This window comes from Comamonas sp. BIGb0124 (assembly GCF_003752175.1).
Taxonomy (GTDB): Bacteria; Pseudomonadota; Gammaproteobacteria; order Burkholderiales; family Burkholderiaceae_C; genus Comamonas_F.
In genome coordinates, this window is the sequence record NZ_RJVF01000001.1 from 67,160 (window position 1) to 89,896 (window position 22,737).

Annotated in this window: 18 protein-coding genes and 1 pseudogene; 7 read left to right on the top strand and 12 right to left on the bottom strand. The window is 67.8% G+C overall.

The features are described 5' to 3' along the window. Positions 1–403 precede the first annotated feature (403 nt). Together rpoD and EC845_RS00320 are read left to right on the top strand one after the other, a co-directional pair. Positions 404–2,872, top strand: coding sequence for an RNA polymerase sigma factor RpoD (gene rpoD / locus EC845_RS00315; RefSeq protein WP_123295237.1), 2,469 nt, complete (start codon positions 404–406; stop codon positions 2,870–2,872). A 182-nt stretch (positions 2,873–3,054) separates the two neighbouring features. After that, complete coding sequence (locus EC845_RS00320; protein WP_123295238.1) at positions 3,055–3,453, top strand: nuclear transport factor 2 family protein; 399 nt, start codon at positions 3,055–3,057, stop codon at positions 3,451–3,453. Between the two features lie 42 nt (positions 3,454–3,495). Here EC845_RS00320 and EC845_RS00325 read toward each other — a convergent pair whose 3' ends face one another. The 3 genes from EC845_RS00325 to EC845_RS00335 all read right to left on the bottom strand — a co-directional run bounded on the left by EC845_RS00325 (position 3,496) and on the right by EC845_RS00335 (position 5,730). Continuing rightward, entirely contained in the window at positions 3,496–4,440 is a 945-nt protein-coding gene (locus EC845_RS00325; protein WP_123295239.1) for a DnaJ C-terminal domain-containing protein, read from the bottom strand. Between the two features lie 149 nt (positions 4,441–4,589). Beyond that, positions 4,590–5,279 (bottom strand): LrgB family protein, encoded by a 690-nt coding sequence (locus EC845_RS00330; RefSeq protein WP_123295240.1) that lies wholly within the window; start codon positions 5,277–5,279, stop codon positions 4,590–4,592. Then, positions 5,269–5,730, bottom strand: coding sequence for a CidA/LrgA family protein (locus EC845_RS00335; protein ID WP_123295241.1), 462 nt, complete (start codon positions 5,728–5,730; stop codon positions 5,269–5,271). The genes EC845_RS00330 and EC845_RS00335 overlap by 11 nt, the downstream gene beginning before the upstream one ends. Positions 5,731–5,806: 76 nt before the next feature. Between EC845_RS00335 and EC845_RS00340 the strand changes: the two genes are divergently transcribed. Both EC845_RS00340 and EC845_RS00345 read left to right on the top strand, forming a co-directional pair. Further along, complete coding sequence (locus tag EC845_RS00340; protein WP_123295242.1) at positions 5,807–6,697, top strand: LysR family transcriptional regulator; 891 nt, start codon at positions 5,807–5,809, stop codon at positions 6,695–6,697. Between the two features lie 102 nt (positions 6,698–6,799). Continuing rightward, positions 6,800–7,813 (top strand): CoA transferase, encoded by a 1,014-nt coding sequence (locus tag EC845_RS00345; protein WP_123295243.1) that lies wholly within the window; start codon positions 6,800–6,802, stop codon positions 7,811–7,813. Positions 7,814–7,980: 167 nt separating this feature from the next. Here EC845_RS00345 and EC845_RS00350 read toward each other — a convergent pair whose 3' ends face one another. The 8 genes from EC845_RS00350 to EC845_RS00385 form a co-directional block, all read right to left on the bottom strand. Further along, a complete protein-coding gene (locus EC845_RS00350) occupies positions 7,981–9,507 on the bottom strand; it encodes a tripartite tricarboxylate transporter permease (protein ID WP_123295244.1) in 1,527 nt (508 codons plus the stop codon). Beyond that, the gene (locus EC845_RS00355; RefSeq protein WP_123295245.1) at positions 9,504–9,947 is read right to left on the bottom strand and encodes a tripartite tricarboxylate transporter TctB family protein; all 444 of its coding nucleotides are present in this window, start codon (positions 9,945–9,947) and stop codon (positions 9,504–9,506) included. The genes EC845_RS00350 and EC845_RS00355 overlap by 4 nt, the downstream gene beginning before the upstream one ends. Positions 9,948–9,968: 21 nt before the next feature. Next, positions 9,969–10,964, bottom strand: coding sequence for a tripartite tricarboxylate transporter substrate binding protein (locus tag EC845_RS00360; RefSeq protein ID WP_123295246.1), 996 nt, complete (start codon positions 10,962–10,964; stop codon positions 9,969–9,971). Positions 10,965–11,134: 170 nt separating this feature from the next. Next, on the bottom strand, positions 11,135–12,523 hold the full coding sequence (locus tag EC845_RS00365; protein WP_233597889.1) for a sensor histidine kinase: 1,389 nt from the start codon (positions 12,521–12,523) through the stop codon (positions 11,135–11,137). A 146-nt stretch (positions 12,524–12,669) separates the two neighbouring features. Continuing rightward, entirely contained in the window at positions 12,670–13,404 is a 735-nt protein-coding gene (locus EC845_RS00370; protein ID WP_123295248.1) for a response regulator, read from the bottom strand. 57 nt (positions 13,405–13,461) lie between these two features. Beyond that, complete coding sequence (locus tag EC845_RS00375; RefSeq protein WP_199739686.1) at positions 13,462–14,958, bottom strand: SulP family inorganic anion transporter; 1,497 nt, start codon at positions 14,956–14,958, stop codon at positions 13,462–13,464. Positions 14,959–15,188: 230 nt separating this feature from the next. Further along, positions 15,189–16,700 carry a cobyric acid synthase gene (locus EC845_RS00380; protein ID WP_123295249.1) on the bottom strand — a complete coding sequence of 504 codons (1,512 nt, stop codon included), beginning with the start codon at positions 16,698–16,700 and terminating at the stop codon, positions 15,189–15,191. A gap of 146 nt (positions 16,701–16,846) precedes the next feature. Further along, complete coding sequence (locus tag EC845_RS00385; RefSeq protein WP_123295314.1) at positions 16,847–17,815, bottom strand: LysR substrate-binding domain-containing protein; 969 nt, start codon at positions 17,813–17,815, stop codon at positions 16,847–16,849. A gap of 249 nt (positions 17,816–18,064) precedes the next feature. Here EC845_RS00385 and EC845_RS00390 point away from each other — a divergent pair. Together EC845_RS00390 and EC845_RS00395 are read left to right on the top strand one after the other, a co-directional pair. After that, a pseudogene (locus tag EC845_RS00390) lies at positions 18,065–19,435 on the top strand (D-serine ammonia-lyase); the annotation flags it as partial. A gap of 54 nt (positions 19,436–19,489) precedes the next feature. Next, positions 19,490–20,698: a DSD1 family PLP-dependent enzyme gene (locus EC845_RS00395; RefSeq protein ID WP_123295315.1), complete on the top strand. Its 1,209-nt coding sequence runs from the start codon at positions 19,490–19,492 to the stop codon at positions 20,696–20,698. A gap of 27 nt (positions 20,699–20,725) precedes the next feature. Here the strand turns inward: EC845_RS00395 and EC845_RS00400 are convergent, their stop codons facing one another. Continuing rightward, positions 20,726–21,604: an aldo/keto reductase family oxidoreductase gene (locus tag EC845_RS00400; RefSeq protein ID WP_123295250.1), complete on the bottom strand. Its 879-nt coding sequence runs from the start codon at positions 21,602–21,604 to the stop codon at positions 20,726–20,728. A 112-nt stretch (positions 21,605–21,716) separates the two neighbouring features. Here EC845_RS00400 and EC845_RS00405 point away from each other — a divergent pair, with 112 nt between their 5' ends. Then, on the top strand, positions 21,717–22,625 hold the full coding sequence (locus EC845_RS00405; protein ID WP_123295251.1) for a LysR family transcriptional regulator: 909 nt from the start codon (positions 21,717–21,719) through the stop codon (positions 22,623–22,625). Positions 22,626–22,737: the final 112 nt, after the last annotated feature.

The window sequence follows — 22,737 nt, forward strand, 5'->3', positions numbered from 1 at the left end:
TTGTCAAGTACTTGACAACGAATATTTATTCGGGGGTCGTTTTCCGGGTATAATCCACCTGTTTTCTGGCAAGAGCGACAGCAGCACCTCCGGCCCCAGCCCTCGCAACGAACTTGCGACCGATCGTCACGGATTGGGCTACCTTACCCGCAAGGACTGCACTCCAAATGTTCGCCCACCCATCTTGCCTGCGGCAGACCTGTGTTTTCCCCAGGGCATGGTTCGTCTTGAACGACCGTGTTTTGCCGCCATATCTGTTTTGATGTCGTGAGTTCGCGTGTCGTGTGCACAGCCCTTCCGGTTGTGCATGACCCCGCGTTGTGGTTGTCTGCCCTTGCGTCCGGATTGTCCGGATGCCTGTGCCGGCGTCGCGTGTTTGTTGTTTCATCGGAGAGGTCAGTCCATGCCAGCCCAGAAGCCCAGCAAGTCCACCGTCGCCACGAGCCCTGCCAAGAAAAGCAAGGCCCAGACGCCGGACTCCGCTACAAAACCCTCTGCAACCCAGGCCTTGACGGCATCTGCCGCCCCGACCCGCAAGCCCGCGAAAGCCCCCGCTTCCGCCTCGAACCCTGTGACCGAAATCTCTAAAAAAGACCTCAAAGCCGCCGCCGATGAACTCCTGAAAGCCGCGGCCAAGAAGCCCAAGGCGGTCAAGGCCGTCAAAGCTGAAAAACCTGCCGCTGCGGCCAAGGAAACCGCAGCCAAGCCGGCTGCCGCCGTGCGTCCGGCCAAGGCCGCCGCCGCGGAAAAGGAAACGCCGCCCAAGAAGAAGCCCGGCCGCAAGCCCGGCAAGGCAGCCGCCGCCAAGAAGGAAATCGACGACGACGAGGATTTCTCCGATGTCGATGCCGAGTTCACCGAAGAGGAATCCACCGAAGCGGACGTGCCTGCGGCTGCGGCCAGCGAAGAGGTCGTCAAGGTCAAGCCGCTGCGCATCAAGGTCAGCAAGGCCAAGGAACGCGCCCTGATGAAGGAATTCGGCCTGGACGAAACCGTCCTGGGCGAAGACGAAATGCAGGAGCGCCGCAACCGCCTGAAGCTGCTGATCAAGCTGGGCAAGACGCGCGGTTACCTGACCCACGCCGAAATCAACGACCACTTGCCCGACAAGCTGGTCGATGCCGAAACGCTCGAAGTCGTGGTGAGCATGCTCAACGACATGGGCGTGTCGGTCTACGAACAGACGCCCGATGCCGACACCCTGCTGCTCAACAACAGCGGTGCCAGCGCCACCACCGAAGAAGAAGCCGAAGAAGCGGCCGAAGCCGCCCTGTCCACGGTCGACAGCGAGTTCGGCCGCACCACCGACCCCGTGCGCATGTACATGCGTGAAATGGGAACGGTCGAGCTGCTGACCCGCGAAGGCGAAATCGAAATCGCCAAACGCATCGAAGGCGGCCTGATGGACATGATGGAGGCGATCTCCGGCTCGCCCGCCACCATCGCCGAAATCCTGCGCATGGCCGAGGAAATCCGTGAAGGCAAGGTCGTGATCTCGACCATCGTCGACGGTTTCTCCAACCCCAACGAAGCCGATGACTACGTGGCCGAAGAAGACTTCGACGAGTTCGACGAAGACGACGACGACGACGGCAACGGCGGCTCCAAGGCCCTGACCAAGAAGCTCGAGGAACTCAAGAACGAGGCCCTGCGCCGCTTCGACAACATCCGTGGCTGGTTCGAGAAGGTGCACAAGTCGTACGACCGCGAAGGCTACGGCTCGGCCAACTACCTCAAGGCCCAGAAGGCCCTGAGCGAAGAGCTCATGACCATCCGCTTCACGGCCAAGACCATCGAGCGCCTGTGCGATCTGGTCCGCGCCCAGGTCGACGAAGTGCGCCGCCACGAACGTGAACTGCGCAAGATCATCGTCGACAAGTGCGGTTACCCGCAAGACAGCTTCGTGGCCGAGTTCAGCGGCCGCGACGCCAAGGGCCATACCGTGCGCTCGCACCTGCTCGACCTGTCGTGGTCCGAAGCGCAGGCCGACGCCAGCAAGCCCTGGAGCGCGATCATGGGCCGCAACATTCCGCCCATCCAGGAACTGCAGCAGCGCCTCATCGACGTGCAGTCCAAGGTGGTCGTGCCGCTCGAGGAGCTCAAGGCGATCAACAAGCGCATGAACGCCGGCGAGATGTCCTCGCGCGACGCCAAGAAAGAGATGATCGAGGCCAACCTGCGCCTGGTGATCTCGATCGCCAAGAAGTACACCAACCGCGGCCTGCAGTTCCTCGACCTGATCCAGGAAGGCAACATCGGCCTGATGAAGGCGGTCGACAAGTTCGAATACCGCCGCGGCTACAAGTTCTCGACCTATGCCACCTGGTGGATCCGCCAGGCCATCACGCGCTCGATCGCCGATCAGGCCCGCACCATCCGCATCCCGGTGCACATGATCGAGACCATCAACAAGATGAACCGCATCTCGCGCCAGCATCTGCAGGAGTTCGGTTTCGAGCCGGATGCCTCCATCCTGGCCGAGAAGATGGACATCCCCGAGGACAAGATCCGCAAGATCATGAAGATCGCCAAGGAGCCGATCTCGATGGAAACCCCCATCGGCGACGACGACGACAGCCATCTGGGCGATTTCATCGAGGACAGCGCCAATACCGCGCCGATCGATGCGGCCATGCAGGCCGGCTTGCGCGATGTGGTCAAGGACATCCTCGACTCGCTCACGCCGCGCGAGGCCAAGGTGCTGCGCATGCGTTTCGGTATCGAAATGGACAACGACCACACCCTCGAGGAAGTGGGCAAGCAGTTCGACGTCACCCGCGAACGCATTCGCCAGATCGAGGCCAAGGCCCTGCGCAAGCTCAAGCACCCGAGCCGCAGCGACAAGCTGCGCAGCTTCGTCGACAACTTCTGATCGACCGATCGCCGCCCTGGACGCCGGAATCTCGCGGCGCCCGGGGCGCACAAGACGACAGCAAGCCCGTCACACCCCCGTGTGGCGGGCTTTTTTTGCGGCCGGAGGTGCGTGGTACGCTGTATGTCACTGAAACGGCGTCGGCTTCGGCGCCATGCCGAACGGCCCCCGCAGGAAAGCCCATGACCTACGCCTCCCCCCCCTCCCCGCTCAGCGACGCCCTGGTCCAGGATGCAGAAGACCAGTTGCGCACGGCTCTTCTGCAGTCCGATGTCGAGGCGCTGGAACGTCTGTTTTCGCCGATGCTGGTGTTCGTGAACCACCTGGGGCAGCGGCTGACGCGCGAGGACACGCTGGCCATCCACCGATCGGACCGTATCCGCATCGACAGCCTGCTGCCGTCGGACGCGGTGGTGCGTGTGGCGGGCGAAGTGGGGGTGGTCTCGGTCCGCACCCACATCAACGGCGTGTACAACGAGCAGGAGACGGCCGGCGACTACCGCTTCATGCGGGTGTGGCGCCTGGCAGAGGGCGGAGCGCTGCAGCTGATCGCCGCGCAGGCGACGCCGGCGGCCGACTGAGCCCCGGCGCACCGGCCGGTACGGCGGGCTGCATGCCGGGTTTCAGCCCCGGGGCCTGAAGCCGGCGAACCGTTCGGCCATGCCGCTGTAGAAGGCCCGGGCCTCTTCGGTGTCGGCTGCCGGCACGGCAACCTGCAAAGCCAGGTAGTAATCGCCCGCCGCCGGCTGGCCAGGCAGCCCACGGCCCTTCAGGCGCAGCTTGCGTCCGGTGGACGAACCCGCCGGTACCGTGACCGTCAGTTCGCCAGCCAGGGTGTGCAGGGTGATTTCACCGCCGAGCGCGGCTTCCCATGGCGTGACAGGCACGAACTGCGTGATGTCTCTGCCGTCGATCTGGTAACGGGCGTCGGGACGGAAAGCGACCTCGAGCAGCAGGTCGCCGGCCGGCCCGCCATGGGCGCCCGGCTGCCCGTAACCCGCCAGGCGGATGCGCTGGCCCGCCCGGATGCCCTTGGGGATGGTGACTTCGATCTGCCGCGAAGTGCCATGGGCGCCCCCGCTGAGCGTGATGGTCTTGGCCACACCGGCATAGGCGTCGCCGAGGTCGATTTCCAGCCGGGCCTCGCTGTCTTCGCCGCGCGTGGCCCGGGCCCGCCGGGACTGGCCGCCGAAGCCGGCGCCGCCCATGCCGTCGAAACCACGGGCTCCGCCCTGCTGTCCGAACATGCTGGCAAAAAAATCGCTGAAGTGTTCGCCGCCCTGCATGCCCTCGGCACCGAAGCCCTGGCGTCCGCCCCAGCCCGGCGGGGGCCTGAAGCCGCCGCCCTGCATGCCATCCGGCCCCAGTGCGTCGTAGGCCGCCCTTTTCTCGGCATCGGACAGCACGGTGTGGGCCTCGTTGATGGCGCTCATCTTTTCGGCAGCACCTGCGGCGGTGTTGCGATCCGGGTGGTACTGCCGGGCCAGCTTGCGGTAGGCGGTCTTGATCGCATCGGCGTCGGCCGTGCGGGGGACCCCCAGTGTCTTGTAATAGTCCTTGAAATCCATATGCCCAAACTCCTTGGAGCCGCGACTGTACGCCGTGGCCGTTCATGGAGAACGAGATGGGGGCGTGACGCGTGGAATCAATATGTAACAAGCCGGTCGAAGCCCATGAAGCATTGCGCCGGCCAGGGGTGCCGCTGAGGCGAAGCGACTCAGCCGATCCAGTAGCTCACCACCGGCATGAGTGCAAGATTGAGCAGGCCGGCCAGCACCATCACCAGGCCGGCCACGGTGCCCTCCTGCTCGCCGATCTCCCGGGCTCGGGCCACGCCGGCCGCGTGGGCGCCCATGCCGAACAGGGCGCCGCGTGCAATGCCCGAGCGCAGCCGCAGGTAACGCAGCAGGCCGCTGCCCATGGCCGCGCCGCAGACGCCGGTGACGATCACGAAAGCGGCGGTGAGATCGGGCAAGCCGCCCAGGCGGCCCGAGACGGTGACGGCAAACGGCGTGGTCACCGAACGCGGCATGAGGCTGCGTTGCAGCTCGGGCGACAGCGCCAGGCCACGCGCCAGCAGCCAGGCGCTGAACAGCGAAATCGCGCTGCCGACCAGGGCCCCCAGCAGCAGCACGAACCAGTAGCGGCGAAGCAAGGCCCGCTGCTCGAAGATGGGCACGGCAAATGCCACCGTGACCGGTCCGAGCATGACGATCAGCCAGTGCGTGCCGCCAATGTAGTCACGGTAGCCGACATGGAAAACCAGCATCACGGTGAGCAGCAGCAGCGGGGCCAGCACCAGGGGCGAGCTCCACCAGCGCGGCCAACGCAGGTAGACCCGCCTGACGGCGTAGTAGACCGTGAGCGTGAGCGCAGACCAGCCGAGCGTGGCCCACTCAAGCGCCACGATGTGCTCCGGATTGGCGGCGCCGGGCCACGACGCCGCGCCGGCGGCTCCAGCGCAAGCACCATTCGATGGTGAGCGCCGTGCTGGCCATGACGAGCAGCGTGCCCACCACGATGGCGGCAAACAGCTTGAGCCCGACCCAGCCCAGCAGCTCGCGGTGATCGAGCACCACCAGCACGGCCGGAATGAAGAACAGCAGCATGTGGGTGAGCAGCCAGGCGGCACCCAGGCGGACCTGATCCACGCGGACGAGGCCGGCACGCAAGGCCAGCCAAAGCGTCGCCATGCCGGTGACACCCGCCAGTTGAGGCCAGCCCACCAGCGTGGAAGCGGCGAGACCCAGCAACCAGAATCCCGTCACGCCCACCAACTGCCGGGCGCAGCGCAGTGCTGGATGCTGCCAGCTACGGGTCAACACCGATTGACGGGGGATATGGGGAATGTCGCTCATGGACGGACGATACGCCTGTAGAAGACATTCTCAAAGCGAATCTTTAGAATGACAGGCATTCCATAAAAGAATAGTCATGCGACTCAGACTGCTCCAGATGTTTTGCGAGGTGGTCCGCTGCGGCGGATTCTCTTCGGCCGCCCGTGCCACGCACGCCTCGCAATCGGCGGTCAGCAAGGCCGTACGGCAGCTCGAGGAGGACGTCGGCACGCCGCTGCTCGAGCGCCGCAGTTCGCCGCCTCAGCTCACGCCGGCCGGCGAGATCGTCTACCGGCATGCGCAGATCATCCTGGAGGAGCAGCAGCGCATACACAACGATCTGGACGAATTGCGCGGCCTGCGCCGGGGCGAGCTGCGGCTGGGCCTGCCGCCGCTGGGCAGCGCCAGCCTGTTCGCGCCGCTGCTGGCGGTGTATCGCAAGCAGCATCCTCTGGTGGAGATCAAACTGATCGAGCACGGCAGCCGCCGGCTGGAAACGCTGCTGCTGGCCGGCGAACTCGAGCTGGCGGCCACGCTGGGGCCTTTTTCGGACGACCTCGACGTCCAGCCGGTGTGCAAGGAGCCGCTGATGGCGGTGCTGCCGACCGATCACCCCCTGGCCAGCACGCCCCGCCTCAGCCTGGTCGATCTGGCCGATACGCCTTTCATCTTTTTCGAGGCCGGATTCGCCCTCAACGACCAGTTGCGCCAGGCCTGCCTGCATCAGGGCTTCGAGCCGACGGAGGGCGTGCGCAGCGGCCAGATCGACTTCATCCTGGCCCTGGTGGCGGCCGGCCAAGGGGTGGCGTTCCTGCCGCGCCTGATGGTCTATCAGCAGAAACTGCGGCAGGTGAGGTTTGTGCCGCTGACCAGCGACAAGGGCACCGACTGGGAACTGGCCCTGGCCTGGCGGCGCGGCGCTCACCTGTCGGCGGCGGCGCAGGCCTGGCTGACGCTGGCTCGGGAACGCATTCCGCACGAGGCCTGAGCACCGGGCGGGGACGTTGCCCGGGGTTACACCGGGTGCCCGCGACGCCGCAGCGGACCTATAACGGACTTGTCGTTGTTCGTTCCGCAGAAAGGCCTCACGATGAATCGCCAGACCCGTACGCCGGCATCCGCCCCCTCTCCTGACCAGACGCCCTCGAAACCTGTGCCGGTCGCCGCCGGCCGGACCTCCTCTGCCTCGGCGGCCCGCAAGCCTGCGGTATCGCGCGCTTCCGCAAAGTCTTCGGACCGGGTGCTGCGGGGCACCCGCATCGTCAGCCTCGCGCTCAACCTGCCCGGCCCGGCGGCGCTGATGCGGCTGCGTGAACTGGGCGCCACCTGCCTCAAGATCGAGCCGCCGGCGGGCGACCCCATGGCGCGCTACAGCACGGCGGCCTACGAGGCCCTGCACCGGGGCGTGCGCGTGCTGAGCCTGGATCTCAAGACCGAAGCCGGCCACGCCAGGCTGATGAAACAGCTGGCGAAGACCGATGTGCTGCTGACCTCGTTCCGCCCTTCGGCGCTCGCTCGCCTGAAGCTCGATGCGGCAACGCTGCGTGCCAGCCTGCCCGAGCTGTCGACCGTGGCCATCGTCGGGGCTCCGGGCGCGCGAGCGGAACGGCCGGGCCATGACCTGACCTACCTGGCCGAACAGGATCTGCTGACCGGCACCGATCTGCCCGCCACGCTGTACGCCGACATGGCGGGCTCGATGCAGGCCGTCGAGGCGGTCCTCGGCTGCGTGCTGCACCGTGCCACGCAGGGCCGCGGCCGGCACTGCACGGTGGCGCTGTCGGAGGCCGTGCAGGTCATGGCCCTGCCGCGCACCTGGGGCCTGACCACGCCGGATGCCGTGATCGGCGGCCGCCACGCCGGCTACCACGTGTACGCCTGCAGCGACGGCCGTGTCGCGCTCGCCGCGCTGGAACCGCACTTTGCGGCCTGCCTGTGCAAGGCCGTGGGCCTGCAGCCCGACGCGGGCGAAGTCACGCTGGAGTTGCTCAAGCCCACCTCGCGGCAACACATCGCCGGCTTCATGGCCGCCCGCACGCGGGCCGAGATCCAGCGGCTGGGCGAACTGTACGACTTGCCGCTGGAAGTGATGAAGGCGGCGTGAGGGGCCGGTATCGCCGGCCCCATCCAGACGGCGCACGAGGCGCCCCGCGACATCCGGCATCCCCATGAAAAACACCCCGGAGGCTGGAGCGACATCCAGCTTCCGGGGTGCGGTTCGAGACGCCGGCGTGCGGCGGCTGCGGCCGGGTGGCGCAGCCTGTGCGCGGATCAGGCTTCGGGCACCTCGATCAGTTTCTTGCGCGTGATGCGTCGGTAGAGCATGGGGCCCAGCACCACGGCGGCGGCCAGCACCCACAGCACCAGGGTGACCGGGCTGCTCCACAGGATGGCGGTGTCGCCGTTGGTGATCGACAAGGCACGGCGCAGGTTCTGCTCCATCATGTCGCCCAGAACCACCCCCAGCACCATCGGCGCCATCGGCACGTTGAGCTTGCGCAGCAGGTAGCCGATCCCGCCGATGACGACCACCGCCATCAGGTCGAAGGTGGTGGCGCTGATGGCATACACGCCGATGAAGCTGACCGCCAGGATGCCGGGCACCAGCAGCCAGCCCGGAATGGACAGCATGGAGGCGAACACCCGCACCATGGGCACGTTCATGAAGAACAGCATCACGTTGGCGATGAACATCGAGGCGATCAGGCCCCACACCAGTTCGGGCTGCTGATCGAACAGCACGGGGCCCGGCGTGATGTTGTAGAGCGTGAGCGCGCCCATCATCACGGCCGTCGTACCCGAGCCCGGCACACCCAGCGTCAGCATGGGAATGAAGGAGCCGGTGGCGGCGCTGTTGTTGGCGGCCTCGGGTGCCGTCAAGCCACGCATGTCGCCCTTGCCGAACTTCGCGTTGGGATCCCGGCCTTCGGAATACCGCTTTTCATTGGCATAGGCCACGGCCGAGGCAACGCTGGCGCCGGCCCCCGGCAGCACGCCGATGACGAAGCCCAGCAGCCCGCCCCGCGCGGTGCTGCCCGCGGTGAAGCGCAGTTCCTTCAGGTTGAACAGCTTGCGCTCGCTCGCCGGCACCTCGACGCTGATGCCCGAGAGCTTGTTCTCCAGCATCTGCAGCATCTCGGCCACCGCGAACAGGCCGATCACGACCACCACGAAGTCCAGGCCGTCGGCCAGGTGCGGCATGTCGAAGGTGTAGCGGTAGACACCGGAGTTGGAGTCCACGCCGACCGTGGCGATGGTCAGGCCGATCGCGGCCGCCAGCACACCCTTGACGGGCTGATCGCCCAGCAGGCTGGTGAGCGCGCAGAAGGCGAAGACCATCAGCACGAAGTACTCGGCAGGGCCGAATGCCAGCGCCCAGCGGGCCAGGAACGGTGCGAACGCCGTGATGCCGATGATGGCGATCAGCGAGCCGATGAAGGAGGACCAGGCCGACAGCGACAGGGCCACGCTGGCCAGGCCCTGGCGTGCCATGGGATAACCGTCGAGCGTGGTCATCACCGCCGCGGCCTCGCCCGGCACGTTGATCAGGATGGAGGTGATGCGGCCGCCGTACTCGGCCCCCACATACACCGCCGCCAGCAGGATCAGCGCGGTGTCGGGCGGCAGGCCCATGGCAAAGGCGATGGGCACCAGCATGGCCACGCCGTTGACCGGCCCCAGGCCCGGCAGCACCCCCACGATGGTGCCGATGAACGAACCGATCAGCGCGACCAGCAGGTTGGTACCCGAGAACGCGACGCCGAAACCCAGCGCCAGATGATCGAACATGCCACTCATAAGACACCCTCCAGCCAGCCCAGCGGCAGCACCACGTCGAGCGCGCGGTCGAACAGGAAAAAGAAGAACACGCTCATCACGATGCCGCCGATCACGCACTTGAGCCAGGTGCCGTCGAACAGCCGGCCCACCAGCGTGGCGACGATGGCGGTCGAGAGGATGAAGCCCAGCCACTGGAACATCAGCGCATAGGCCACGACCAGCCCGAGCATGAGCAGGATGCGCGGCGTGGCACCGGGCGGATTGGGCTCGACATCGCCACCGCCCTTGAGCACCAGGCGCAGCCCGCACAGGCCGATCACCGCAGCCAGCAGCAGCGGGAAGGCACGGGGACCGACGGGTTCGTAGGCGAAGGGGGCCTGCAGGTCGTGGCCGAACCACGTGAGGAAGGCGGCCAGCAGCAGGGCCGCCACCCCCAGGAGTCTGTCATTGAGGATCATGCAACGCTCCGTACGGACGACTTACTTGATGAGCTCGAACGACTTGGCGAGTTCGGCGTACTCTTTGGTGCGGGCCTTGACGTAGGTGTCGAGCTCGGGACCGGTGAGGTTGAAGGGGAACAGGCCTTGCTGGACCTGTGCCTTGGCAAACTCGGGCGTGCCCATGGTCTTGTCGAAGGCCTGCTTCCAGAAGTTGTAGTCGGCATCGCTGACCTTGGGTCCGACATAGAAGCCGCGGATGATGGGCCATTCGATCTTGAAGCCCTGCTCGGCCGCGGTCGGCACGTTGGCGAGCTTGCCCGGCAGGCGTTCGCTGTGATAGACGGCCAGGATGCGGATGGGTGCGCCGCCGTCGAGCATGGTGGCGGCCTCGGCAGCATCGCCCATGTAGGCCTGGATATGACCGCCGCGCAGGGCCGTGACGGCTTCGCCGCCGCCTTCGAAGGCCACGAAACGCATCTTCTTGTAATCGACGCCGGCGGCCTTGGCCGTCAATGCGGCTTTCATCCAGTCCTGGCTGCCGATGGAGCCGCCCGCACCCAGCACGATCTTGGTCGGATCGGCCTTGAAGGCTTCCATCAGGCTCTTGAGATCCTTGTGGGGGGAGTCGTCGCGCACCACGGCCACACCGTAGTCGGCACCGACGGCGGCCAGCCAGCGCACGTCGTCGACGGTGTACTTGCCGAACTTGCCCTGGGCCAGGTTGAGCAGCGATCCGCCGGAGAACGCCACCACGGCATTGCCGTCGGCCGGACGCTGGGCGATGACGCTGTTGTAGGCCACGGCACCGATGCCGCCGGGCATGTAGACGATGCGCATGGGTTTTTCCAGCGCCTTGCTGTCGCGCAGCGCGCCCTGGGCCAGGCGGCAGGTCAGATCGAAGCCGCCGCCGGGCTGGGCCGGTGCGATGCATTCCGGCCGGTTGGGTTCGGCGTGGGCGGGGGCGGCAACCAGTGCGGCGGCAACGCCGGCAGCAGCGGCCAGCGGCAGGATGTGACGGGTCCAGAGGGTGCGCATATGTAGGTCTCCTGTGTTGTTGGCAATCGACGGCCGGTCGTGGAGGTGCACGGGCCGCTCGGCGCCGCGCGGTGCTCCACGGGCGATGCCATCGTATTCAGCGCTGCCTTTCGATCACCTTTCAAACAAGGGTTATTCCCATGCAAGGGATTTCCCAGCCGGGAACGCACTCAGGGCCGTGCGTCTTCGCCCGGCGCACCGAACACCATGACGGCGTTCAGGCCACCCGCCCCGCCCTGCGCATCGGCCGGACGGTTGTGAAGCGTCAGCCGGGCTCCATGCAGGGTGGCGATGGTCTGCACGATGGCCAGTCCCAGGCCGGCGCCGGGCTGGTGTTTGCCGGCCGCGCCTCGCCGGAACCGGGTGCCGGCGCGTGCCAGGTCGTCCGCACTCATGCCGCCCCCGCTGTCTTCGACGGTCAGCCGGCAGTTGCAGCCGTCGTCGCTGACCTGGACCGTCACGCGGCCGCCGGGCGGCGTGTAGCGCAGGGCGTTGTCGACCAGGTTGCTCAAGGCCTCCTGCAGCAGCCACTCGACGGCCTGGACGCGGGCCCCGCCTTCCGGCGAGACCGTGGCGAAATCCAGCCCCAGATCGATGCGACGTGCACGCGCGATGGGCCACATGCTGCGCACCACCTGCTCGGCCAGCGCGCAGAGATCGACCGAAGCGGTGGGCAGGCCGCCTTCGGCCAGCGACAGATCGCGGGCCTTGGCCAGGGACAGCATCTGGTTGGTGAGCCGCTCGGCACGCGTCAGGCCGTTCTGCATGGCATCGAGCGCCGCCCGCATCTCGACCGGGTCCTGCTCGCGCAGCGCATAGCTCATCTGCGTGCGCAGCACGGCCAACGGGGTGCGCAACTGGTGCGAGGCATCGTCGAGGAACTGGCGCTGGGTGCGCGCCATTTCTGCATATCGCGCCATCAACCGGTTGACCGAATCGACCAGCGGGCGCACCTCCGACGGCAGACCGGTGGCTTCGACCGGTGCGAGATCGTCCGGTGCGCGCCCGTCGAGTTCTTCACGCAGGCGCAGCAACGGCCGCAGCGTGATCACCACGCCCGCGACCAGCAGCAGCACGCTGATGACGACCAGCAACACGTCGCGTTCGACGGAGCGGCTGATCATGGCCGCTTCGAACTGCTCGCGCTCTTCGAGGCCCTCGGCCACCTGGACGATGATGTGGCTGCCTTCGCGGCCGGCGATCGGCGGCCGGGCTTCGCGCAGCAGCGTGGCCACACGCACGGGCTCGTCGAAATACAGCGCGTTGTAGATCTGCGGCACGCCCGGCTCGAGGGAATCGGGCGGCATCGGCAGGGCCGGACTGCCGACCTCGGCCAGTCCGTCTTCGGTGGCCACACGGAAATACACCGTGCCTTCGACCGTCAGCTCGAAGAATTCGAGCAACAGGTACGGTTGCTCGACAGCCAGACCGCCGCTGGCCGTCGAGGTGTTGTAGTCGATGGCGCGCAGGGCACCGATGAGGGCCCGGTCGTGGGCGATGTCGACCTGGGTGCGCAGGTACTGCAACGACCACAGCACACTGGCCCCCATGATGAGCATGAGGCCCGGCACCAGCCACAGCAGCAGGCTGCCCTTGAGACTGTGCGGGCGCCATCGCCTGCGCCGGCCTGGCGGCGGCAGCGGCGCAGGCGCAGCATGGGCACCCGTGCCTGCGGCAGCGCGGTCGGCGGTCGGGGGCTCGCCGCTCATGCGTTGCGCAGGGGCCGCACATGCACCGGGGGACCGTCGGCGGCATGGGGTTCGGTCGCAGGGCCGTCTTCTTCCAGGCTGTAGCCCAGGCCGCGCAGCGTGACGATCTGCGCCCCCGTGCCCACGAGCTTCTTGCGCAGGCGGTGGACCAGCACCTCGATGATCTCGAGATTGACGTCGGACTCGCCCTGGAACACCCGGTCGATGATCTGCTGTTTGTTGATGGCTTCGCCGCTGCGCTGGATCAGGGCGCGCAGCACGGCGTGTTCGCGCGGCGACAGCGCCAGCGCGTCGCCCCGCACGGTGAAACGCTGGCTGCCCACGTCCAGCGACAGCGGGCCGCAGCTCAGGCGCGGGTGGTCGCGGCCACGGCTGCGGCGCACCAGGGCCTGCAGCCGGGCCTCGAGCTCCTCGACCATGAAAGGCTTGGGCAGGAAATCGTCGGCGCCGCTCTTGAGCGTGCCCACGCGCTCGCCCAGCGAATCGCGGGCCGTGAGGACCAGCACGGGCGTGCGGTCGTCGCGTGCCCGCAGGCGTTCGAGCACGCCGTGGCCGTCGAGTCCCGGCAGGCCCAGGTCGAGCACGACGGCATCGAAGTCCTCGGAGGCCAGCCGCCGGTCGGCGAGCACGCCGTCATCGGCCCACTCGACGACCATGCCCGACTGGCGCGCCAGCGTACGCGACAGCCAGTGAGCCAGATCGGGTTCGTCTTCGACCAACAGAATGCGCATGTTCTTGTCCAGGTTGTCTCCGGGACGGCCTCGTGCAGGCCGCCCGCCTGGCACCGATTATGGCGAATGGGCACGCAGCGCCTCGCCGCCCTTGAACTGAGCGAACAGCCGGGCGCTGTTGTCGTTGACACCCGAAAGCGCCGCCGGGCAGCCATGGTGTGCGAAGCGGGTGAGCACCTTGTCGAGCGCGGCCACGGCCGTGATGTCCCAGAAGTTGGCCCCCGACACGTCGATCTCCACCGCCTGTCCCGCCACGTCGCGCGGATCGAAGGACTCGATGAACGCATCGGCCGAGGCAAAGAACACCTGACCCGCAACGCGGTAGCGCCGCACGGACTGGCCGTCTGCCCGGATCTCGTCGCGATGCCCGACATCGAGCAGCCGTGCCACCTTGAAGGTGAAGAACACACCGCTGAGCATGACGCCCACCGCCACGCCTGCGGCCAGGTTGTGGGTGGCCAGCGTGACCACCACCGTCAGTCCCATGACGACGCTGGAGGTCTTGGGGTGGCGCACCAGCGTGCGCAGCGAACCCCAGTCGAAAGTCGAGGCCGAGACCATGACCATGATCGCCACCAGCGCGACCACCGGCACCTGCGAGACCCAGGGCCTGAGCGCCACCATCAGCACCAGCAGAAAGACGCCGGCCAGCAGCGTGGACAGGCGTCCGCGCCCGCCGTACTTCACGTTGCCCACCGTCTGGCCGATCATGCCGCAGCCGGCGATGCCGCCGAACAGGCTGGCGGCCATGTTGGCGAGGCCCAGCCCGGTGCATTCGCGGTTCTTGTTGCTGGGGGTGTCGGTGAGTTCGTCGACGACGCTGGCGGTCATCATGGATTCGAGCAGGCCCACCATGGCAATGGCCAGCGCGGGCAGCGCGATGATCTGCAGTGTCTGCCAGGTCAGCGGCACCGACGGCCAGACCAGCCACGGCAGCGTATCGGGCAGGCGGCCCAGTTCGCCCACGGTCTTGACCGGCAGGCCCAGCGTGGACGCCAGCAGCGTCAGCACCACGATGCAGATCAGGGGCGAAGGAATGGCACGCAGCACCGGAATGCGCAGCAGCGGCAGGCCGTAGATGATGGCGAGGCCCAGCGCCAGCAGGCCCCAGGTGGTCGCATTGGCGCCGGCCAACTGCGGCAGCTGGGCGGCAAAGATCAGGATCGCCAGTGCATTGACGAAGCCCGTGCGCACCGAACTGCTGACGAAGCGCATCAGCACGCCCAGGCGCAGCAGGCCGAACACGATCTGGATCAAGCCGGCCAGGAGGCCCGCAGCCAGCAGGTAGGCCAGCCCGTGCGACGCCACCAGGGGTGCGGCGACCAGGGCCACCGATCCGGCGGCCGCCGTCACCATGGCCGGCCGGCCGCCGGTGAACGCGATGACGATGCCGAGCACGAACGACGCGAACAGGCCGACCTGCGGATCGATGCCGGCGACGAAAGCGAAGGCGATGACTTCGGGAATGAGTGCAAAGGTGGCCACCGCGCCGGCCATGGCCTCGCGGTGCGGTGCGGCGCGCCATTGCGCCAGTTCGTGAGAAAGGAAAGACATGATGGAAATCGCAAGGAAGACCGATGAACCGCGCAGCCGCGCAAGGCACGCTTCAGGTCGAACCCGCCGGCAGACACCGGCGGAGAAAGACATCGACGAGGTGCGCGGCGCGCCGGGACAGGCGAACAGCCTGCCGGATCATCGAGGAGCGAGGCCGACGGCCAGGCCGGAAACAGCGCGCCATTGTGACAGCCAACGAGGCACACGGCGCCGGCAGACCTGCTTCGGGCTCAGTCGGGCGTGGCCAGCACCGCCAGCACGCCCGGGCCAAAACGGGGCGCGACATGATCGGCCAGGCCGTCGAACACGGCGTCGAGCGGCAGCGGTACGGCGGTGGGCGTGAGCTCGTCCGTGGCGGCCGGCGACGCCTGCGCGGCCAGGGCCTGCAGCACCTCGGGCTGTTCGAAGAGCCCGTGCACATACACGCCCAGCACCTGCCCGCCGAAAGACTGCCAGCCCAGGTCGTCGGGCAGAACGGCCCGTGCCACATCGCCCGCGCGGGCCATGGCAGGATGCCGTTCGGTGCGGCCATGATGGATCTCGTAACCCTCGACCGCCAGCCCCGACCACATCGCCCAGGGCCCTTCCAGGCGATCGAACACCAGTCGGCGCCGCGCCAGGGTCTTGTCGGGCGCGAAGGCCGTGACCAGGGGCAGCAATCCCAGGCCGGGCCCGTTGCCGTCCACGCCATGGGTATCGATCAGGGCCTCGCCCAGCATCTGCAGGCCACCGCAGATGCCCAGAACACGCCCTCCCCGCCCCGCATGGGCGGCGACCGCCGCATCCAGACCCCGCGCGCGCAGCCAGGACAGATCCTGCGCCGTCTGCTTGGAACCCGGCAGCACCACGATGTCGCCGGGCTTCAGATCGGCCAGGTCATCCGGCTCGCGTGTCCAGCGCAGTTGAACACCGGGCAGCACGGACAGCGGCTGGAACTCGTCGAGGTTGCTGATGTGCGGATAGGCGATCACCACCACCCGCAAACCGCTCGCGACCGGACCGGCCGCCTGCGCAGGCACGGAGGCCCCCAGCCAGCCGTCTTCTTCGGGCAGACCGTGTTCACGCAACATGGGCACCACGGCGAGCGTGGGCACGCCGGTCAGGTCTTCGAGCTGCCGAGGCGCGGGCGCCAGCAGGCTCTCGTCGCCCCGGAACTTGTTGAGCACAAAACCCCGCAACAGGCTTCGCACATCGGGCGGCAGCAGGGCCCAGGTGCCGTAGAGGTGGGCAAACGCACCGCCGCGATCGATGTCGCAGACCAGCAGGCAGCGGGCCTGCACATGCCGCGCCACGGCCAGGTTGACGATGTCGCTGGACTGCAGGTTGATCTCGGCCGGCGAGCCGGCCCCCTCGATCACCACCACGTCGTGGCTGGCCATGAGCCCGTCGAGTGCCTCGCGCACCACCGGCCAGAGGTGAGCGCTGCGCTCGCGCCAGGGCATGTCACCCAGGGCACGGTCGGCCTGCCCCATGCAGATCACCTGGCTGCGGGTGTCGGCCTCGGGTTTGAGCAGCACCGGATTCATCGCCACCGCCGGCTCGGCGCGCGCTGCCAGGGCCTGGAAGAACTGCGCACTGCCGATTTCTCCCCAGCGGCCGGCGGCATCGCGCACCACACGGGCGTTGTTGCTCATGTTCTGCGCCTTGAACGGCGCCACCTTGAGACCCTGGCGCGCATAGTGGCGGCACAGGGCACTGGTCAGCCAGCTCTTGCCGGCACCGCTGCTGGTGCCCAGCACCATCACGGCGACGGCGCGTGCAGGGGGGAGGGATGCGGATGCGGAGGCGGAGGCGGAGGCGGAGGCGGGTGCTGCAGGTGCAGGTGCAGGCGTAGATGCGGGCGTCGCCGAAGGACGATCTGGGCCAAGGAAGGACATGTCCGTCCCCTTCAACGCCGCTCGGCCACGGCCAGGCCATCGAGCAGAGGCTGCCATTGGCTGCGGAAGACCTGCGCCTGCTCGAGCAGCCATTGCTCGACCTTGGCGAGCCGGTCGCTGCGGCTCTGCGCGCAGACAAAGAAGTACGAGGCCTGGGCTCGCACACGGTGACCGAACAGCGGCACCAGCCGGCCTGCGGCCAGGTCGTCGAGAATGAGCGCGCTGTGCCCCAACGCCACGCCCTGGCCCGTGCAGGCCGCGTTCTGCACCAGCATCGACAGGTTGTAGTTGCCGCCTTGCCCCATGTCGGGCGCGGGCACGCCCATCTGCTCGAACCAGTGCGCCCATTCCTGATGCACGGCGGCGCCATCCCAGGGGCTGAAGTCGTGCAGCAGCATGGACCCCTGCAGATCGCCCGGCGACTGCAGTTGGGGGTTGCGCGCCAGGAAGGCCGGGCTGGCCACGGGCACCAGCCATTCCTCGAGGATCTCCTGGGCGTGAAGATCGGGGTAGTTGCCCGGGTCGAAGCGCACCGCGGCCTCGAGCCCGTCGTTGACCATGCGGCTGCGATCCAGCGCATGGAACTCGGCCTGCACGCGCAGCCCGATCTGCGGGTACTTCTGAAAAAACGTGCCCAGCCGCGGCGTCAGCCAGCCCATGGCGAACGAGGGTGAACAGCTCATGGTGATGGGCCGCTCGTCGGGCGTGTGGCGCAATTCGATCAAGGTGCTTTCGAGCGCCTGCAACGATTCGCGGAGCACCACGCTGAGCCATTTGCCCTCGGGCGTGAGCACCAGGGAGCGCGGCGTGCGCAGCAGCAGCGGTTTGTCCAGCCATTGTTCGAGCTGCTTGACCTGCTGGCTGACGGCGCCCTGCGTCACGAACAGGTCGTCTGCGGCGCGGGTGAAACTGCCATGCCGCGCCGTGGCATCGAAACAGCGCAGCCAGGACAGCAGAGAGGGCGAGAGGAGTCGGGTCATGGCGAAGCCGTGGGTGCGGAAAAGGAATCGGCGGAACAACAGGCCCAGCGGAGCCCTGGCGCATTATTAGTGAAACTAGGGGTTCGGGCACTATAAATCGCTTGCTCCGCAGCGCTTGCCACGGAAAAATCCTCGCATCCCCGGCCTCTCAGGGCCATCGTGCCCCGGGCGCCTGAATACGCCGTCCCTCGCGTAGGCCGGCCGGTCGGCGTGCCACGCGCCATCTCTCCTTTTCTTGCCGTTCGACCCGTGACGACCGTTCTTTCCTCTCCCCTTTCTCCCGCTTCGCAAGACCTGCGCGAAACCCTGCGCGCCGCGCGGCCCGTGCTGTGGATCAATCCCCTGCAGCGTCTCGAAGACCCGCAGCCGGTCGAGGTCGGCCACGCGCTGGGCACCGCCGCGCGCACCATTAGTCTGGCTGATATACAAGCCAGCCAGGACCGCTTCGATCGTTTTGCGCCGCTGCTGGCCCGGCTCTTCCCCGAGCTGGCCGAGTCGAACGGCCGCATCGAATCCGAGCTGCTCGAAACCCCGGCACTGGCCGCTGCCGTCGGCACAGGCGCTGCCGGGGGCCGCATGATGGTCAAACAGGACCATCTGCTGCCCGTGGCCGGTTCGATCAAGGCGCGCGGCGGCATCCACGAAGTGCTCGAGCACGCCGAGGCCCTGGCCCTGCGCGCAGGGCTGATCCAGCCGGGCGACGACTACCGGCTGCTGGCCGAGCCGGCGGCACGCGCCTTTTTTGCCAGACACAGCGTGGCGGTGGGTTCGACCGGCAACCTCGGGCTGAGCATCGGCGTGATCGCCTCGGCGCTGGGTTTCCAGGCCAGCGTGCACATGTCGTCCGATGCCAAGGCCTGGAAAAAAGACCGCCTGCGCCAGCGCGGCGTGACCGTGGTCGAACACGAAGGCGACTATGCGCAGGCGGTGGCGCAAGGCCGGGCGCAGGCACAGGCCGACCCGTTGGCCCATTTTGTCGATGACGAACGTTCGCTCTCGCTGCTGCTCGGCTATGCGGCTGCCGCGCTGGGCCTGCGGCGGCAGTTGGCGGAGCAGGGCGTGACGGTGGATGCCCGGCATCCCCTCTTCGTCTACCTGCCCTGCGGTGTGGGCGGTGCGCCGGCCGGCATTGCGTTCGGCATCCGGCAGGTGCTGGGCCCGCATGCGCATTGTTTTTTTGCCGAACCCACGCAATCGCCCTGCGTGCTGGTGCAGATGATGGACGGACAGGACGGCGCCCAGGGTCCGCACCCCAGCGTGTACGACTACGGCCTCGACAACCGCACCGAAGCCGACGGCCTGGCCGTGCCCCAGGCCTCGCTGCTGGCCAGTGCCGTCATGCGCGGCATTCTGGGCGGCGTGTTCACGGTCGAAGACGCGACGCTGCTGGCCCATGTCTACCGCCTGGAGCAAAGCACCGGCCTGCAAGTCGAGCCTTCGGCCACGGCCGGCCTCTCCGGCCCCGCCTGGCTGCTCGGCGATGCGGCCGGACAACGCTACGTGGACCGCCACGGACTGACCGGGTCGATGCACCGGGCGACCCACCTGGTCTGGACCACCGGCGGCCTGTTCGTGCCACCCGAGCAGTACCGCGATTTCTGGCAGCAGGGCCAGGCCCTGTGCAACGAAGCTCGTCCGTCAACGCGCACCGACGCTCTAAGATACGAAGCAGCCATGACGACATCCACGACCCTCTCTTCCGCCATCCCCGCACCCGCCCTGCCCGAGCTGCCGCCGGCTGCCCGCCCGGGCGATGCGCTGGCCGATATCGACACGCCCGCCTTGCTGCTCGATCTCGATGCCTTCGAGCGCAACCTCGATCTGCTGCAATCGCGCGCGCTGGCCGCCGGCATCGCGCTGCGGCCCCATGCCAAGGCCCACAAATGCCCGTCCGTCGCCCTCGCGCAGATCGCACGGGGCGCAGTGGGCGTGTGCTGTCAGAAGGTCAGCGAAGCGCTGCCGTTCATCGAAGCGGGTGTTCACGACATCCACATCAGCAATGAAATCGCCGGCCCCGCCAAGGCTCGCCTGCTGGCCGGCCTGGCACACCACGCCAAACTCAGCGTCTGTGCGGATGCGGCCGAACAGGTCGGCTGGCTGGCCGAGGCCGCGGCCGCTGCGGGCAGCACACTGACCGTCATGGTCGAGATCGACATCGGCCACGGCCGCTGCGGCGTGCCCGACATCGAAAGCGCCGTGGCCCTGGCCCGGCAGATCGCCGCCGCCCGGGGCCTGAGCTTCGGCGGCCTTCAGGCCTACCACGGCACCGTGCAGCATGTGCGCTCGCCCGAAGAACGCCGCCAGATCATCGCCGCGGCCAACGCCCGCATCCGCCAGACGGTCGCCGCGCTCGAGGCAGCGGGCCTGCCCTGCCCCACCATCACCGGCGGCGGCACGGGCAGCGCGGAGGTCGACTTCGCCAGCGGCGTCTACACCGAACTGCAGGCCGGCAGCTATGCCTTCATGGATGTGGACTACCGCCTCAACGGCACCTCGGGTGCCGAGGGTGCCCTGCAGTTCGAGCACAGCCTGTTCGTGGCCACCCGCGTGATGAGCCGCGCCGCCCCGGGGCATGCCGTGCTCGACGCCGGCCTGAAATCCATGAGCCTGGAATCGGGCCTGCCGTGGGTGTGGGAGGTCGAGGCCGACGAGCCCGGCCAGCGCAGCAGCCGCCTGCTCTGCAGCGGCGTGAGCGACGAACACTGCACGCTCGAACCGGCCGAAGACCAGACCGTCGCTGCGCTGCCCGCCCTGGGCAGCCTGGTCTGCCTGGTGCCCGGCCATGTCGATCCCACCTTCAACCTGCACGATGCGCTGATCGGCGTGCGCCGGGGCCAGGTCGAGTCGATCTGGACGATCGACGCACGGGGCCTGAGCCGCTGAGCCAGGCGCAGCACGCGCACGGTCGCGTCAGCCTTCGGTCTTGATCCTCTCGAGCGCCGCAAGGGCAGCGGGCGGCAGCGACAACGTGGCCGCCGCCAGGTTCTCGTGCAGGTGTGCCACCGACGAGGTCCCGGGGATCAGCAGGATGTTGGGCGAACGCTGCAGCAGCCAGGCCAGCGCCACCTGCATCGGCGTGGCCGCCAGTTGGCCCGCCACCTCGGACAGCGCCGTCGACTGCAGCGGCGTGAATCCGCCCAGCGGAAAGAACGGTACATAGGCAATGCCTTCCGCGGCCAATTCGTCGATCAAGGCGTCGTCGCCGCGATGCACCAGGTTGTACTGGTTCTGCACGCACACGATCGGGGTGATGGCGCGCCCCTCGGCCACCTGCGTGCGGGTGACGTTGCTCAGGCCGACATGGCGTACGAGCCCCCGATGCTGCAGTTCGGCCAATGCCGCGAGCGGGGCTTCGATCGAGCCCTCGGCAGGGCCATGCACGTCGAACATGATGCGCAGATTGACCACATCCAGCACGTCGAGGCCGAGGTTGCGCAAGTTGTCGTGCACCGCCCGGGTCAGTTCTTCGGCCGAAAAAGCCGGATTCCAAGAGGCATCCGCGCCGCGCACGGCACCGATCTTGGTCACGAGCGTCAGGTCTTGGCCGTAGGGGTGGAGCGCCTGGCGGATCAGTTGGTTGGTGATGTGCGGTCCGTAGAAGTCGCTCGTGTCGATGTGGTCGACCCCGGCATCGACCGCTGCACGCAAGACCGCGAGCGCGGCTTCGGGGTCCTTGGGCGGACCGAAGACGCCCTTGCCGGCGAGCTGCATGGCGCCGTAGCCAAGGCGCTTGACCGTGCGGTCGCCGAGTGGGAATGTGCCTGCCGCGGCAATGTTCAGAGTCGTCATGGAATGGGCTTTCGCTGAGTGATGCATGAAATGTAGGCCGTCGTCCGGCGTGCGACAATCCACTTGAATCGGCACAGCTTGTGCGGAAAACCGAACACTGAAAACATCGACCATGGCCGCCGACCTTGCCGACATCCACGCGTTCATGGCCGTGGCCCGGGCCGCCGGTTTCCGCGAAGCCGCCCGCATCACCGGCAGCAGCGCCTCCAGCCTGAGCGCAGCCGTGCGCCGCCTCGAGAACCGGCTCGGCGTGCGTCTGCTGCACCGCACCACCCGCAGCGTGGCGCCGACCGAGGCCGGCACACGCCTTCTCGACCGGCTCGAACCCGCACTCAAGGAGGTCGAAGCCGCGCTCGATCTGGTCAACGGCTTCAGAGACAAGCCCGCCGGCTCCCTGCGGCTGAACGTCCCCATCAGCGCCGCCCGTCTGGTGCTGCCGCGCATCGTGCCGGGATTCCTGGCCGCCTACCCGGACATCCGGCTGGAGGTGATCGCCGAAGACAGCTTCGTCGATGTGCTGGCGGCCGGCTGCGACGCCGGTATCCGCTACGACGAGCGCCTCGAGCAGGACATGATCGCCATCCCCATCGGTCCGCGCGAACAGCGCTTTGCCACGGCCGCCTCGCCGGACTACCTGCTCAGGCACGGCCGGCCCAGGCATCCGCGCGAGCTGCTCGACCACGCCTGCCTGCGCGGCCAGTTCGCCAGCGGGTCGACCCCGGCGTGGGCGTTCGAACGCAAGGGCGAACGCATCCTCATCGAGCCGACAGGGCCCTTGCTGGTTCGCATCGGGGCCACCACCGACCTGGCCGTGGATGCCGCGGTGGCCGGCAGCGGCGTCATCCATCTGTTCGAGGACTGGCTGCGGCCCTACCTGGCGCGCGGCGAACTCGAACCCGTGCTGGAGCCCTGGTGGCCCCGCTTCTCGGGCCCCTTTCTTTACTACCCGGGCCGCCGCCATGTGCCGGCCACGCTGCGGGCCTTCGTGGATTTCGTCAAGGCCATGCCGCCTTGGCTGTAAGGGCCGGACGGGGCTGCCGGCATTCCCTGCAGGCCGCAGGGACATGCTGCAAACCGACCGGTTCCTGCGCAGAATCGCCGGCATGCCGATTCAGCACGCCCTTCTCTCCCCG